Source organism: Streptomyces sp. NPDC055400 (assembly GCF_053644375.1).
Genome location: NZ_JBSHLM010000003.1, coordinates 279,255 through 292,256, shown reverse-complemented (window position 1 = coordinate 292,256; position 13,002 = coordinate 279,255). Strand labels below are relative to the sequence as shown.

Annotated in this window: 16 protein-coding genes; 4 read left to right on the top strand and 12 right to left on the bottom strand. The window is 69.5% G+C overall.

Annotated elements, in window-relative coordinates; genetic code table 11:
• Nucleotides 1–12: 12 nt before the first annotated feature.
• From ACWIGU_RS09465 to ACWIGU_RS09445, 5 genes are read right to left on the bottom strand one after another with little or no spacing between them, the layout of a single operon-like run.
• Complete coding sequence (locus ACWIGU_RS09465) at nt 13–159, bottom strand: hypothetical protein (protein WP_454399085.1); 147 nt, start codon at nt 157–159, stop codon at nt 13–15.
• On the bottom strand, nt 156–2,531 hold the full coding sequence (locus ACWIGU_RS09460) for a hypothetical protein (protein WP_454399083.1): 2,376 nt from the start codon (nt 2,529–2,531) through the stop codon (nt 156–158). Before ACWIGU_RS09460 ends, ACWIGU_RS09465 begins: the two co-directional genes overlap by 4 nt.
• The gene (locus ACWIGU_RS09455; protein ID WP_454399081.1) at nt 2,518–3,363 is read right to left on the bottom strand and encodes a hypothetical protein; all 846 of its coding nucleotides are present in this window, start codon (nt 3,361–3,363) and stop codon (nt 2,518–2,520) included. The genes ACWIGU_RS09460 and ACWIGU_RS09455 overlap by 14 nt, the downstream gene beginning before the upstream one ends.
• A 10-nt stretch (nt 3,364–3,373) precedes the next feature.
• The gene (locus ACWIGU_RS09450; RefSeq protein ID WP_454399079.1) at nt 3,374–4,489 is read right to left on the bottom strand and encodes a hypothetical protein; all 1,116 of its coding nucleotides are present in this window, start codon (nt 4,487–4,489) and stop codon (nt 3,374–3,376) included.
• 31 nt (nt 4,490–4,520) lie between these two features.
• Nucleotides 4,521–5,288 carry a hypothetical protein gene (locus ACWIGU_RS09445; protein ID WP_454399078.1) on the bottom strand — a complete coding sequence of 256 codons (768 nt, stop codon included), beginning with the start codon at nt 5,286–5,288 and terminating at the stop codon, nt 4,521–4,523.
• On the opposite strand from ACWIGU_RS09445, the gene ACWIGU_RS09440 reads away from it, so the two are divergent.
• Entirely contained in the window at nt 5,287–5,628 is a 342-nt protein-coding gene (locus tag ACWIGU_RS09440; RefSeq protein WP_454399076.1) for a hypothetical protein, read from the top strand. The genes ACWIGU_RS09445 and ACWIGU_RS09440 overlap by 2 nt on opposite strands.
• A gap of 9 nt (nt 5,629–5,637) precedes the next feature.
• Here ACWIGU_RS09440 and ACWIGU_RS09435 read toward each other — a convergent pair whose 3' ends face one another.
• From ACWIGU_RS09435 to ACWIGU_RS09410, 6 genes are all read right to left on the bottom strand, one after another.
• Nucleotides 5,638–5,982, bottom strand: a complete 345-nt coding sequence (locus tag ACWIGU_RS09435; protein WP_454399074.1) for a hypothetical protein — start codon at nt 5,980–5,982, stop codon at nt 5,638–5,640.
• A gap of 65 nt (nt 5,983–6,047) precedes the next feature.
• A complete protein-coding gene (locus ACWIGU_RS09430) occupies nt 6,048–6,338 on the bottom strand; it encodes a hypothetical protein (protein ID WP_454399072.1) in 291 nt (96 codons plus the stop codon).
• A 99-nt stretch (nt 6,339–6,437) separates the two neighbouring features.
• Nucleotides 6,438–7,040 (bottom strand): phage tail tube protein, encoded by a 603-nt coding sequence (locus ACWIGU_RS09425; protein WP_454399070.1) that lies wholly within the window; start codon nt 7,038–7,040, stop codon nt 6,438–6,440.
• Between the two features lie 42 nt (nt 7,041–7,082).
• Entirely contained in the window at nt 7,083–7,484 is a 402-nt protein-coding gene (locus ACWIGU_RS09420; RefSeq protein ID WP_454399068.1) for a hypothetical protein, read from the bottom strand.
• 261 nt (nt 7,485–7,745) lie between these two features.
• Nucleotides 7,746–7,940, bottom strand: a complete 195-nt coding sequence (locus ACWIGU_RS09415; protein ID WP_356276658.1) for a MerR family transcriptional regulator — start codon at nt 7,938–7,940, stop codon at nt 7,746–7,748.
• The gene (locus tag ACWIGU_RS09410; RefSeq protein ID WP_454399066.1) at nt 7,937–8,479 is read right to left on the bottom strand and encodes a hypothetical protein; all 543 of its coding nucleotides are present in this window, start codon (nt 8,477–8,479) and stop codon (nt 7,937–7,939) included. The genes ACWIGU_RS09415 and ACWIGU_RS09410 overlap by 4 nt, the downstream gene beginning before the upstream one ends.
• Before the next feature lie 652 nt (nt 8,480–9,131).
• Between ACWIGU_RS09410 and ACWIGU_RS09405 the strand changes: the two genes are divergently transcribed.
• Genes ACWIGU_RS09405 through ACWIGU_RS09395 form a run of 3 tightly spaced genes read left to right on the top strand, consistent with a single transcriptional unit; the run spans nt 9,132 to nt 10,909 of the window.
• The gene (locus tag ACWIGU_RS09405) at nt 9,132–9,491 is read left to right on the top strand and encodes a helix-turn-helix domain-containing protein (RefSeq protein ID WP_454399660.1); all 360 of its coding nucleotides are present in this window, start codon (nt 9,132–9,134) and stop codon (nt 9,489–9,491) included.
• Between the two features lie 47 nt (nt 9,492–9,538).
• A complete protein-coding gene (locus ACWIGU_RS09400; protein ID WP_454399064.1) occupies nt 9,539–9,991 on the top strand; it encodes a hypothetical protein in 453 nt (150 codons plus the stop codon).
• A gap of 51 nt (nt 9,992–10,042) precedes the next feature.
• Complete coding sequence (locus tag ACWIGU_RS09395) at nt 10,043–10,909, top strand: hypothetical protein (RefSeq protein ID WP_454399062.1); 867 nt, start codon at nt 10,043–10,045, stop codon at nt 10,907–10,909.
• A 126-nt stretch (nt 10,910–11,035) separates the two neighbouring features.
• Here ACWIGU_RS09395 and ACWIGU_RS09390 read toward each other — a convergent pair whose 3' ends face one another.
• Entirely contained in the window at nt 11,036–12,994 is a 1,959-nt protein-coding gene (locus ACWIGU_RS09390; protein ID WP_454399060.1) for a PA14 domain-containing protein, read from the bottom strand.
• Nucleotides 12,995–13,002: the final 8 nt, after the last annotated feature.

Below are 13,002 nucleotides of genomic sequence, written 5' to 3'. Positions count from 1 at the left end.
CTCCGGTGGGGCTCAGGCGGGCAGTGCGGGCGGGAGTGTCTCGCTGGGCGACGCACCGTCGCCGGACGTGGCCGCGGGGCTGTCCACGGGGACCGGGAGCGCCACGTTCCCCTCGTCGGCCGGTTCCAACTCCTGTGATTCAGGGGGCAGTTCATTCATGTCGCGCCTCCGGTGGCCGCGAGCAGTTCGCGGTACGTGAGTCCGGTCGCGGTGAGCTGGTCGAGCGTCGCGTAGGCCGCGGTGATCTCCCCGTACGTGCGCTGCGTGCCGTACACCGGATCGACCGGCGGGTCGGGGGTGAGGCCGGGGTCGAGGGGCACACCGTTGTACGAGGTGCCGCGCAGTGTCAGTGTCTGCTGCGGCGCCGATCCGGCCTGGCAGGTGGTGCGGACGCCGACCACCCAGGCGAGCGTGTCGAGCGCGGCGCCGGTGGTGTCCACCACCCGTACGACATCGCCGAGCTGGATGCGCGGGTCGTGCAGCACCTCCACCTCTCCGAGCACCGGCACCGGGAAACGGCCGGCGTCGAGCATGGCGTGCGAGAGGGTGTCGGCGGACTGCCGGGACTGCACCCAGGCGGAGGCCGGGGCCTCGTAGACCTGCTTGCCGTAGTACGCCTGGCTCGTGGTGTTGTACCAGGCGAAGGTGCGCTGCTTGGACTGGCCGGAGCGGATTTGCGGAACGATCTGGACGGACGGCTTGCCGTCCTTCGTCACTGTCCACACACTCGCGCTGCCGTGGTTGATGAAACGGACGGCGTAGTCCGGGCCGTCGCGCAGCGAGCTGACCGTGACGCTGCCCTTGACCGAGGTGCCGCCGGTGGCCGCGCTGCCGAAGCGCACCTTGTGGCCGGTGATCGGGGCGGCGTCGTCGTCGATCTGGAGCGGGCCGATGTCGTTCTCGTCCTCGGCGACGGTGTACCGCACCTCCACCACGGCTCCCGGCTTGATCTCCCGGACCACGGTGTCGGGCACGGTCTCCCCGTTGAAGCTGGTGATGCCCGCCCAGTCCGCGTACGGCTGCCGGCAGTAGTTGCGGCAGGCGTCGATCTCCTCGGAGACGGTGAGCGCGGCGACGGAGCGGCGCGTGGTCACCGTCAGATCGGGGCGCGGTGGCACCGTGCGGAACCGGCCGGCCCCGCGCCACCGGAAGACGCCCTGCTCGTCGAACTCGGCCGTCGACATCGTGGCCCGCGCGATCTCCGTGAGCGCGTCCCACTGCGACCCCGACACCTGCGGGACGTCGTACAGCGGCACGTCTGCCTCATCCAGCACAGCCCCCTTCTTCCAACGGCCCTTCATGTCCCACTCGTCTGCGTTGTAGGAGTCGAGGTCGGGCCAGGAGCGGTCGGTGACCTGCAGACATTCGACTGCCATGTCCGTCTTGAGGTCGACGCGGTGGAGTTCTGAAGGCGGCTGCCCGGCGGAGGCGTCCACGTAGGTTCCCGGACTGCCGGCCAGGTACTCGCCGTCGGGAGCGGTCAAGCGCGGTTTCACGGTGGCGAGGACCGATGACCCACCCGCCCTCGTGTCCACGGCGAACCCGAGATGCCAGGCGCCGCGCAGCGAGCCGAGCTTGCTGAACGTCCAGGAGAAGATCCAGCCGGAGCCGTTCAGCGTGCCTGAAGTGATCCTGACCTGTCCGGTGGAGATGTCGAAGGTGCCGGTGTAGTAGCCGTAGGCGCCCGCGCTGCGGTCGAAGACCAGCTTCACCTCGACGATGCTGCCCTTGACCAGCGCGGTGTTCACGTGGACCTCCGCCTGGAACACCTTCCCGGACACGGTGAAGCGCGAGCGCGGCATCCAGGACACGGTCAGCCCCGCAGCCGCGGGCAGGAGCGCCATCTCGTGCGGCGCCCCGTCCCGGATCCAGCTGTACGCGGACGGGTCGGGCAGCGTCTCCGGCTGGCCGTGCGTGGCGTTGAAGCCGCCGTGCAGGGAGGCGTACAGGGCGGTGAACGGCTGGGTGGGGTCGTCGGCCGGGGCGGGGGCGCGCGGCGGCGGGCAGGTGTGGATGCCGCCCTGGCGCAGCAGCTCGTCCACGCACCAGGCGGTGGTCGCCACCGGCTTTCCGTAGAGCAACCCGTGGTAGGGGCGGGGAAGTTGGGCAGGACCGCGCAGCCGCTCGGCTCCGTCCAGGGCCTGTACGACGACGGTGTCGCCGCCGGACGCGGCCTGCCGGGTGCGGACGGTGCCGCGGAAGGCCGGGACGGTGCGGCCCGCCACACCCGCCGTGTGCACCACGGACTGACCTGGCCGTACGACATCGGAGGTCGAGCGCGGCGCCCACGCCGAGTACAGCCGGGGCGCGGGGACCGCGTCGGAGCCGCCGAGCTGCACCTCCAGCTGCGCCGACGCGCTGCCGGAGACAGCACGCATCGCGTCCGGCAGATCGGTCGCGTAGGCCCGCTCCACCTTCCACGACTGCACCTGCCCGCCCAGCTCCCGGCCGCCGAGCCGGGTCGAGTGGTCCGGCGTGCGCTCGGGCGCGGTGAGTGCCGCGTCGAGGGCGTCGTCGTCAGAGCTCTGCACCGCGCACCTCCACCAGATCGATGCTGACGTTGCGGTACGGCAGCGGACTCGCCGGTGCGTCGCTGTACGCGGTCACGCTCATCGCCGGACAGCCGTCGCCGAGGGCGAAGGCCACGGGGGCCTCACCGATGGTCAGGCAGGCACCCGCGAGGCCGACGATGCCGGTGGCGCCGGGCGAGGCGATCGGCGTGACGAAGGCGGCGCCGGCCGGGGCGGTCCCGGTGACGTTGTTCCCGGCGGCGTAACTCGTACTGAGATAGGCCCCGTCGGCGTCCTTCCAGTCCAGCTGGGCCGCGGCGGCAGCCGGATTCCAGTCGGGCGGCACCAGCCACGACACCGGCAGACCCGGGGCCACCGGCCAGCCGCTCCAGGTGCCGTGCCGCCACCCGATCCGCGTCGCGGGGTCCTGGCAGTCGCCGACGACGGTGTCCCCGATGAAAGGGCCGATGGCGATCGTTCCCTGCACGGTGAACCAGTGGTCGGCGCCGCTGGGCGAATCGCTCTGGGCGGCGGCCTGGTACGGGTCGAGAAGATTGCCGGCGGCCGGGTCGATGACGACGACGGGCCCGTACGAGGTCTTCGGGCTTCCCTGCAATCCGGGCCCGTTGACCCTTCGGGCGAGCCGGGCGAGATGCTGGGCGTCCTCCGGGGGGAGGGTGTCCCAGGAGAACTTGAGCCGGCGTACCGTCCGCGCGGGCGCGACGGTGGTGACAGTCCCCTCCAGAGACTTGAACTCGGTGACGTTCAGATCGGCCGTGCGGTCCCAGCTCTTGGCCGCCTGTTCGATCTCGCGCAGCGCGCCGGGCTTCCCTATCCACAGGTTCCTGGTCATGTCGTTCCCTTCACCTCCGGGCGAGCTGGCGCTGTCCGACCTGGACGGCGCGGGCGATGATCTGCGAGTCCACCGCGACATGCACCGGCCGGTCGGCGAGCGCCTCGACGGCGGCGGCGAGCCGGTGCAGGGCGGCGCCGCCGCCGGGGTGATGGCCGAGCATCGCGCTGAGCCTGGACAGCGGGATGACGGCCTCGGCCTCGCCGCCCTCCCCGACGACGGCGAGCCGGCCACCGGAGCGGGCGGCGACGACACCGCCCTCGGCGAGCGTCGGAATATTGGGGATCTTGGGGATGTGGATCCCGAATTCCCTGCCGCCGAAGACCGGTACCCAGCCGGGAATCTTGACGTGAATCCCGTTCAGGCCGCCGATCATGGCGTTGATGCCGCTGATGAAGGCGCGGGGCAGGGCGGTGAAGGAGTTGACGATGCCCTTCATCACGCCCTTGATGGGCCCGGCGTGCGACTTGATGGCCCCGGAGATGGCATTCCAGGCCCACTTCACGCCCGCGGCCAGGGCCTTGGACACCTTGTCCATGTTGATGAACTGTCCGATGATCGGCGCGAGCAGCGCCATGATCAGCCCGAAGGCGTTGGCCTTCATGGCGGTGTTGAGGCCCTTCTGGGCGAGGGTCGCCCCCTTGAGCCCCTTGCCGAGCCCGCCCATCGACTTCCCGCTGCCGGTCGCGGACTTGCCGGCCTTGCCGACGGACTTCTCCACGGAGTCGGACTGGCGTTTTACGTCGCGGAGGGCGGTGTTGGCCTTGGTGGAGGAGGACTTGAGGTGATCTAGGGAGGTTTTGAACTTGTCGGTCGTGGTCCGGGCTTTCCCGACGCCGCTGTCCAGCTGGGAGGCGGTGGACCTGACCTTGCCGAGCTGTGAGCCACCTTGAGTGGCCGACGTCCGCAGCTTGTTGAGCGAACCACTGAGCCTGTCCGTTCCGCCCTTCAGCTTGGTCAGAGCGGGGTCGGCCTGCCCCGAGGACGACTTGATCCTCCCGACGGCGGTCGAGGCCGTGCCGGTGGAGCTCTGCAACTGCTTGAGGGTGGAAGAAGTCTGCGATACCGCGCTGCGCAGCTTGCCGAGGCTTGCTGTCGCCTGATTGAGAGACTGCTTCAGATTCACGGTTCCACCAATGAATTGTGGGGTGATGCACTCAGGGGCCGGCGGCTGCGGCGGACACGCCGTTGATGCTGTTCTTTATTGCATCCAGAGAATCGTGGATGTCTTCGGAGCCTTTTTGTAGTCGTTCTTTCTCTGCCGTAAAGGTCTCCCTTTGCTCCTTCGCTTTCTTCGCAGTCTTCCGCAGTTCAGCGAGAGACGCCCTGGCCTGGCGCCGGGCCACGGTTATCTGGCGATTATTTTTCTCGACCTCCTGGCGCGTCCTCTGGACTTCGGCTTCCGCCGCTCTCAGGTTTTCGCCCGAGGTTTCGTGCGGATAATCACGGTGAATACGAGCCGCCTCGTTACGGCGCCCGACCGCCTCCTGTGCGGCCGATTCGCGCCCGGACCTTTCGGCCCGGAGTTCTGCCAGTTGCGACACCTGCGTCTCGAGCTTCGCGTGATCCTTGATCGTCTTCTCTTCCAGGCGCTCCGTCTTGACCTGGAGGTGTTTGGCCATATCTGCATATTTGGCCGCATAAAGCATCTTTCCGCGGTAGGAGATCCCCTTTTCGTCGATCTTGAACAGGGAGTAGCCGATGGAGAGTGCGGTGAAGCCGGTCAGCTCCGCTTTCAGCAGGGTGATGTCACTCTTGATCCCGGTGGCTGTGGTCGAAGCCGCGTAGGCTTTAGACTTCGTTCGTTCGTAGTCCGCTTTGTCGATCCAGGTCACCCGGTCCAGGAAATTGGCTTCGGGTGGAGTCTTCCCGGGATTTCCCATATCGATCCGCCTTCCCGGCGCGGCAGTCAGCGAGGCCTTCATGGATGAGCATGATGTGTGGTACGTAATCCTCGAAGAATATGAATCGAGGTGCAAAGTGCGACATGTAGAAGGGGTGAAGGAAGACGCGCGACGCGCAGCCCTTGAGATTGCGCGCACGCACGAGCAAGATTTGCGGTTCAAGAGTTTGGTGCGGGAAATTCATCAGCTGAGTGAGGACTCCTGGTTCGTGGCCGGGAGAGAGAAGTCCGGCTGGGTCTCGTGGACGGCGTCGTTCCGTGTGTCGGTGAGCCGACTCGTCGAAGTCGTGGAGCCCGCCCCGCCGGAGGAACCCGAACCCGAGCGGCCCGGCAGGATCAAGCGTTTGATGCGCCGGGACTGACGACGTCGGTCAGCTCCCGAAGAAGCGGGCCAGCTCCGCCGGATTCGGCTCGTCCGATGCGGGTGCCGGCTGCGTCGGGGAATCCTCGGCAGCCTCGTCCGTGGATCCCGGGCGCGGGTACGGACGGGGGAACTCCAGCGGCTCCGATTCCTCGTCGCGGTTGACGGTCGCGAACATCCAGTTCGCGTCGGCGAGTTGATCCGCGATGTGCGCCAGCAGATGCTCGGTGGCCGACCAGTCGGCGGACTCTCCATGGAGTTCGCGGGCGAGTGCGCTGTCGCGTGGCAGGTGCCGCACCAGCACCGCGAGCCGCCGCGACGACAGCCGCCCCCGATACCAGTCCAGCAGGTCCACGCCGTAGTGGCGCAGCAGATCGGCCTCGATGGCCTCGGCGTGCTCTTCGACGAGCGCGTCGAGGCTCAGTCTTCCCCCAGGCCCAGCCCCGTCTCCTTGCCGTAGGCCTCCAGGATCGCGGCGATGTCCTGCATCGTGACGTCGTGGCGCTCGAAGCGGGTGAACTGCTGCTCGCCGAGGAGGAGTCGCAGGAGTCCGTCGACGTCGTTGTCGTCGAGGTCGCGCAGCTTGCGGGCGACGGCGCGGCTGAGTTCGGTCGGCAGCTCGAACGAGTCGTCGTCGAGGTCGAAGGTCCACGCGCGGCCGAGTGCTTCCAGGCGCTGGGCGCGGGCGGCGTTGACGTCGAATCCGGGCATGAGGTGCTCCCATCAGGTGTGTTGGCGAAGACAGGGGGGCGACCGAGGCCCGGCGCGCATGGGATGCGCGCCGGGCCTCCTGGTGCCGGGCGGGACCCGTTACGCGTACGCCCCGTCCTTCATCAGCCACGTCGCCAGCGGCTTCGTCGTGTCGTCCTGGGCGAACGCGGTGAAGGTGATCCCGAGCTTCATGGCCCCGGTGCGGGTCATCGAGATCTCCTCGGTGTCCGTGACCTGGCCGCGCGGGACGATCAGGCGGTAGACGACCGCGGTGCCGCCCTGGGCGTCGGTGAACTCGAAGCCGAGGGAGCGTTCGTCGGCGGCCGGGTTGGTGGTGAGGTCGTACTTGTAGGTGCCGGCCTCGGCCGGGGTCGGCGCGGTCGCCGTGGCACCGCCGCCCATGAAGAACGGCAGAGTGTTCTTGTTGAACTGCATCAGCTGGAACTTCAGAGTGAGCTCGCGGTCGGAGTAGATGTAACGCAGCGCGCTCACCGACTGCCAGCCGTCCACCTGGTCGATCTTGTCCTTCTTGGCGAGCTTGACGCCGTCGGTGGAGGTGTATCCGAGCTCGGTCCACGCGGCCGCCCAGGGAACACCGGTGTCGGCGGGCGCGGCGGCCGGAGTGGTCGGGTTGTAAGCGGCGACGAGCACCTTGCCGGTACCCGGGACGCGAATCTGGGAGCTGGTGTTGGGAGAGGCCATGGGGTGGCTCCTTCACGAGGTCTGGATTGCCGGATGAGCGGGTCAGGCAGGGCGGATGGAGAGCTGGAGCCGGGTGAGATAGCGGTTGCTCGCGGGACGGTTGTAGTCGGGGTACCAGCGCGGCCCCTCCGCCTCCGACACGTCGGTCACGATCGCCGTTCCGTAGGCCGTGCCCTGGAGTTCATGGACGCAGGCGCGTGCGGCGAGCGAGATCGTGTGGGCCGTCGTCTTGCCGGCGGCGTACACCTCGAGGTCGACGATCGGATGGTCGAGGTAGAGGTCGTCGATCCACGTACCACCGGTGCGCGAGACGAGGACGACCTGCTGGGTGCCGTCGAAGCCGCTGGGCGGCCGGTTGTCTACGGTCGTCCCGGCCAGCTCGGCGCGGTTCTTGAGGAAGGTGACGACGAGCATCTCGACGTCGGGAAAGTTCAGAACGGCCACATGGACTCTCCTTCGGAGAAGGGAGGTTGGGGTGGGTTCGTGCCCGGACCGCGACCGCGACGAGGGAGTCCGGGCAAGGGTCCGGGCAACACAAAGCGGCAGGTCCGCCGCCCGGGTGGTGGGCGCAGCTCTGCCGCTGCTTCAAGTGTGATCCGGGGGGCCGAATCCCGCAACCGGTCTGGTCAGCGCCTGACTTCAGGCACAGGGAGAGGGCCCGTCGACGTGCCATCGACGGGCCCTCTCCCTGTGTTTCTTCGCGGTTCACTCGTCGCGACGTGGTCGCTCGCTCCTGCCGTGCGCGACCCGCTCCGCGGCGAACACGTCTTCAAGCCGGTACAGCCTCCGCCGCCCCTGCCTGCCCGCCGTCCGCAGATGCCCGAGCTGCACCCACTTGCGGATGGTCGCGGGGGCCACCCCCGCTTCGGTGGCGGCCAGGTCTCCGGTCACGTACGTCATTCGGAACCCTCCTCGTGGAGCGCGTCGAGCACGTGACGGCAGACCGGGTTCACGCACATCACGACGGCCCGTTCCGGCAGGGCCCGCAGCGACACGGAATCGCAGGCGGGGCAGCGCCCGGGGATCCGCACGAGCTGCTCCGGGTCGCCGGTCGCCCGGGCGCACCGGCCGGCCATCCGCCGCGCCTCGCTGGTCACGTGGGCGTACAGATCAGGGGCGTCGGCGACCCGGTCGAGGAGTTCGGCGAGGCGGCGCAGGCGTACGGGCACGGGGGCGGGCCGAGCGGGCCGCAGCGCGAGCCGTTCGCGTACCGCCTCCTCCAGCTCGACCACGCCGTCGGTCACGTCCCGCAGGGTGTCGGAGACGTAGAGCCGCAGCGGGGCGCGGCCGCCTCCGGTGCGTTGGCTGCCGGGGCTGCCCGGCCGCGGGGTCCCGGCGGCGGGCGACGGCGCCAACTCGGCGAGCAGCAAAGGGAATCGCTCGGCGAGGGCGCGTAACCACGCCAGGGCTTCGTTGTCGGTACGCGCACCTGCGGTCATCGCCTGTCCTCGCTCTCTTCCGGTGTGTCCGTATCAACCACTCGTCCGTTGCGCCACAGCCGCCCCGCGCAGACACCGTCGAACCAGGTGTGGGCCGGGTCGACCACGGCCTCGCACTCCGCCCTGATCGGGCACTGATTGCAGACTCGCAACGTAGGTGCGGCTTCGGAGGGGCTCCGTGTAAAGACGTGACGCTGGGGTAGTCCGGCACAGGCGGCGGACCTGCGCCAGTCGAGTTCATCGTCGTACCGGGTGTAACCGCTGGTCAGCGGCGATGCGGAAAGAATCATCGGGCTTGACACGTGCAGCGCCTCCCCACGTATGGGAATATTTGTTCGACACATGCGAACGCGTGACGAGAGTGACACGTTGCGTGCGCGTCCGCAAGTAAGTGAGTGGGTGAGAGGCGAGAGAGGAGTGGTGCCCAGAGACTCCAACCAGGCGACGCCACCTGCGAGTTGTTCAGATTTCCCCGCCGTGTGCGTACGCGCGCACCTTTGATGCGTGCGCGCTCGGTACGCTGTGGCCGCGACGAGGGGAGATCAGCATCATGAGCGGTGGCTCGTGGGCCCGAGCCCACATCGAGGAGGACGCTGGGCGCGGTGGCGGGCCGTCAGGTCTTGAGGCGTTCGCGTCCTGGATCGAAGGCCTGATGCGCGAGCGCGGCTACACGATCGACAGCCCGCGCGGCGGCGGCAGGTCGAGGCTCGCGGATGACGCGGGTGTCCATCGGGCCGCCGTCAGCAGGCTGTTGCACCGGCAGAGCATGCCGGACCTGGAGACGATGCGGCGGCTCGCGGCCGCGCTGGGCGTGCCGCTGCGCGACATGCTGATCCGGTCCGGGCGCCTGAGCGAGGCGGACCTGCCGGTTGGCGGTGCGACGCAAGGGAATACGGAGGCCGACGGGCCGCGTCTGTCACCTGAGGAGGCGGCCCGGAGGATGGGGGTACCGCCTGAGCTGCGGGAGACCTTCGTCCGGGTGGCGAAGCAGTTCCTGCCCGAAGGTGGCTGAAAGGGCGGTCAGCAGTCAGTCCCGCGGGGGAAGGAGAACCAGGTCGTATGCGTGGCGATGAGCCCGGCGCGGGGCGGGATTCCTCCGCGCGTGGCCACACCGAGGATGCGGTCGAACCGCTTCCCCGGCGGGACGAGGAGAGACATCTGACCGGGGAGCTGGTCGCCGAACTCGGCAGGAAGATAGCCGAGTTGGGTCCGGATGCGGTCCGAATAGTCACCGCCGAGGAGGTCGAGCGCGAGCGGCTCGACTGGTTCCGCCTCGGCTGGCAGGAGCATGAGCGGTCGGTCTCCGGGGAGAACGGCGAGGCTCGGCCTGCTCCCCCGGTGAGCGATCGGCGCTTACGCCTTGCGGAGCGCGAACGCGCCCGGGGCGAAGGCGAGCACGACCGCGCCCCCGACGACGACGATCACCCGCTGCCCATCGTCGGCGCGGCCGAAGCGGAGGTCCGGGAGCTGATGCCGCACCGGTTCAGACCGCGGGGGCGGGACCGGCCGTAGGCGCCCGGCGTCCCCTTCCGGCGCGTCATGCCCATGCCCTACGCTCCGGGCGTGGCCGAACAGGTGTTGCGCAGCCGCCTCACGACCGCGCGCCTGCGGCGGGGCGCCGTCGTCCTTGACCGGTTCGGGACCGGGCTGAGCCTGCGCATTCCGTTGACCGCGATCGAGACGGTCCGGCCGCGCGGGGCGGACGGGCGGCGCGGTATCGAGATCGTCCTCACCGCCGCCCCCGACGAGACCGACCCCGTCACGTACCGCCTGCGTCCCTCCAGTCGCACGGCCGCCAAGGCGTTCGCCGACGCGGTCAACTCGGCGCTACCGGTACGGGATGCGGCCCAGCCCCGGCGCAGTGGCCGTGCGGCGGTGTCGTACGAGCCGAGGCCGCCGCGCGGGCGACGGCCGCCGGGCGAGGGGCGGGGCCTCTGGTGGGCCCTCGGCGGGTTGTTCGTGCTGGGGCTCTGCCTGACGTCTGCCACGGGTGAGGGCGGGCTCGTCCTCGGGTGGGTGGTGTCCTACACGCCGTTCCTCACCGGATACGCGATCACGGTCGGGGTGTGGAACGCGACCAGGGACTGGTGGGTGCTGCGCCGGCGCGGGATCACCGTGGAGGCGACGTACGACCGGACCGACTTCGACCGCGACAGCGATGGCGTTCTCTCGTCCACCAAGGTGTACGCCTTCGAGGAGGTCGGGGGAACCCGGCACGAGTACCGCGGCGGGGGCAGGATCGTCGCGCGGGATCCGGACCGGATCGAAGTGACCTACGACCCTCTCGACAAGGATCGCGTGAATGCCCGGCGAGGCATCGTCGCCAAGTCGCTCCTCTTCCTCGTGTACGTGCTGATCGGCCTGCCCATCAGTCTGCTCACAGCGCTGTATCCGGTGGTCTTTTTCGGGATCGCCATCGCCGCGTTCTAGAGGAGGCGATAGTTCAGCGCCGGCCGAGAACGTGAGCCTGGCCCGGGTCTTGGCTCTGGCCCTGACCCGGGTATCGCGAGGGGCCCCGGAGGTGTCGACTTCCGGGGCCCCGTCGTGCCGCGGCTCTCAGCCGACCTTGAAGGTGATGGTCGCGGACGGTCCGTAGCGCCCGTACGCGTCACTCGTCTCGGCCTGCACCGTGTAGACGCCGGTGCCGGTCGGACGCCACGTCAGTGTGGGATCGGTGGTGTTCTTCACGAACCCGCCCGGACCGCTGACCACCCATCGGTAGCCGCCCGCCACATGGCCCGGCTGCGCCGCGGGTGTCGCCGTGACGGTGACGTCCTGTCCGTAGCCGTGCCCGGCGCAGTCGTTCGCGGTGCACTCCGTGAACGGCGCGGACAGAGTGAGGGTCGGAGCAGCGGGCGCGTCCGGGGTGGCCGGGGTCCGGCGCTGCAGGGTGACGGTGTTCGAAGGAGCCGAGTCGAGGCCGTCTCGGTCGACGGTGGTCACGTAGTACCAGGAGTCGCCCGCCGGGGCCGTCGTGTCGTCGAAGACCAGGGCGGTGACCGGCCGTGGGGTCAGCAGGGTCCAGGCTCCGTTCGGGTCCGTGCGGCGGTACACGCGGTATTCAATGCTGTCGGCCGACGGCCAGGACAGTCGGGTCGCGCCGTCCAGCGGGAGCGCGGTCGGGTTGCCGGGCGCGGCCAGCGCGGAGGCCGCCGGGCGCACGGCCGTCGCCGCCTCCGAGGCCGGGGAGATGTTCCCGTCGGTGTCGACCGCGTACACGCGGTACTCGGTGCGGACGCCGACTGCCGCCGTAGCGTCCAGGTACGAGGTGCCGAGGACGATTCGAGGTCCGGCGGGGTCGGGGCCCTCCGGTGTCGTCACCCATACCTCGTAGTGCGCGGTGTCGTCCGTGCCGGCCTGCCAGCTGACGCTGTTGCCCGCCGTGGTGGCGTCCGCGGTGATGCCCTGCACCTGACCGGGCGGGGTGCTGTCGGGAGCGCCCGTGTCGGCGGTGCTGGACGGGCCGGAGACATTGCCCGCGGCGTCGCGCGCGACGACCCGGTAGTACCAGCGGTGTGTGGTCGCGAAGGAGGGCGTGTCGCGGAAGGACGGGTCGGTCAGCCAGTCGGACACGGCGGTGTACGTCCCGCCCGCGGTGGCCGAGCGGAGGACCTGGTAGGCGGAGGCGCCGGTGGCCGTCTGCCAGTCCACCCTGACGGCGCCGCCCTCGATCCGCGTGGCCTTCAGGCCGCCGGGGGCGCCCGGCGCGAGCTTGTCCACGGTGGTGATGCCCTGCTCGGTGGTGGCGGCGGAGCGGTTGGCCGCCTTGTCGACGGCCCGGACGCGGTAGAAGAACTTCGTGCCGTCGGCGGGTGGGGTGTCGCTGTAGGCGGTGCTGGTGGCGGAGAGGTCGCCGCTGATGTTCGTCCAGGTGGTGGAGGCGTCAGGCCGTCGGTACACGCGATACCCGCCCAGATCCATCTCCACGTTCTTGCCCCAACTCACCGCCGTTATCCTGGTGTCGGTGCTGTACGAGACTTTCGTCCCGGTCGGCGTGCGCGGAGCCGTACTGTCGACGGATGCCGAGGTGCGGGGCGTGTAGGCGAACTTGACGTTGGCGGAGCCCGTCCAGTTCACGAAGTCGACCCGCAGGGTGTGCTTCCCGGCGGGGATCGTGACATTGACCGTCTTGGACTGCGTCGTCGACACGTTCTTCCAGATGTCGACCTTGCGCACGCCGTCGAGATAGACGCGGACGCCGTCCCGGGTCTCGACGGGCAGGGCGAAGGGGCCGCCCGAGCCGAAGTCGCGGGTCACGCTCCATCGCACGCCGAAGTAGTTCGTGGGCAGGCCGGAAGCGGGAGCGCCGGTGCCCCAGTCCTGGTCGATCTTCGAGTCGCAGTCCGTCCTCTTCGGCGTACCGGAGAAGCTGGTGTTCGCGAAGAACTCCCGCTTGAAGACAGGCGAGGTGCAACTGACCTCTGCGGCGTCGGCAGCCGGGGCGACGGCGCAGAGCAGCCCGCCCGCGGTGGCTGCTATCACGGCCGCGGCTGCGATGGGTCTGGCGGATGTCATGACGATCA

Coding starts and splice junctions, on each gene's coding strand:
- ACWIGU_RS09415 (WP_356276658.1), bottom strand. CDS start 7,940: ATGACGTACGTGACCGGAGACCTGGCCGCCACCGAAGCGGGGGTGGCC.
- ACWIGU_RS09400 (WP_454399064.1), top strand. CDS start 9,539: ATGCGTGGCGATGAGCCCGGCGCGGGGCGGGATTCCTCCGCGCGTGGC.
- ACWIGU_RS09455 (WP_454399081.1), bottom strand. CDS start 3,363: ATGACCAGGAACCTGTGGATAGGGAAGCCCGGCGCGCTGCGCGAGATC.
- ACWIGU_RS09440 (WP_454399076.1), top strand. CDS start 5,287: ATGGATGAGCATGATGTGTGGTACGTAATCCTCGAAGAATATGAATCG.
- ACWIGU_RS09425 (WP_454399070.1), bottom strand. CDS start 7,040: ATGGCCTCTCCCAACACCAGCTCCCAGATTCGCGTCCCGGGTACCGGC.
- ACWIGU_RS09410 (WP_454399066.1), bottom strand. CDS start 8,479: ATGACCGCAGGTGCGCGTACCGACAACGAAGCCCTGGCGTGGTTACGC.
- ACWIGU_RS09445 (WP_454399078.1), bottom strand. CDS start 5,288: ATGAAGGCCTCGCTGACTGCCGCGCCGGGAAGGCGGATCGATATGGGA.
- ACWIGU_RS09430 (WP_454399072.1), bottom strand. CDS start 6,338: ATGCCCGGATTCGACGTCAACGCCGCCCGCGCCCAGCGCCTGGAAGCA.
- ACWIGU_RS09405 (WP_454399660.1), top strand. CDS start 9,132: ATGCGCGAGCGCGGCTACACGATCGACAGCCCGCGCGGCGGCGGCAGG.
- ACWIGU_RS09390 (WP_454399060.1), bottom strand. CDS start 12,994: ATGACATCCGCCAGACCCATCGCAGCCGCGGCCGTGATAGCAGCCACC.
- ACWIGU_RS09465 (WP_454399085.1), bottom strand. CDS start 159: ATGAATGAACTGCCCCCTGAATCACAGGAGTTGGAACCGGCCGACGAG.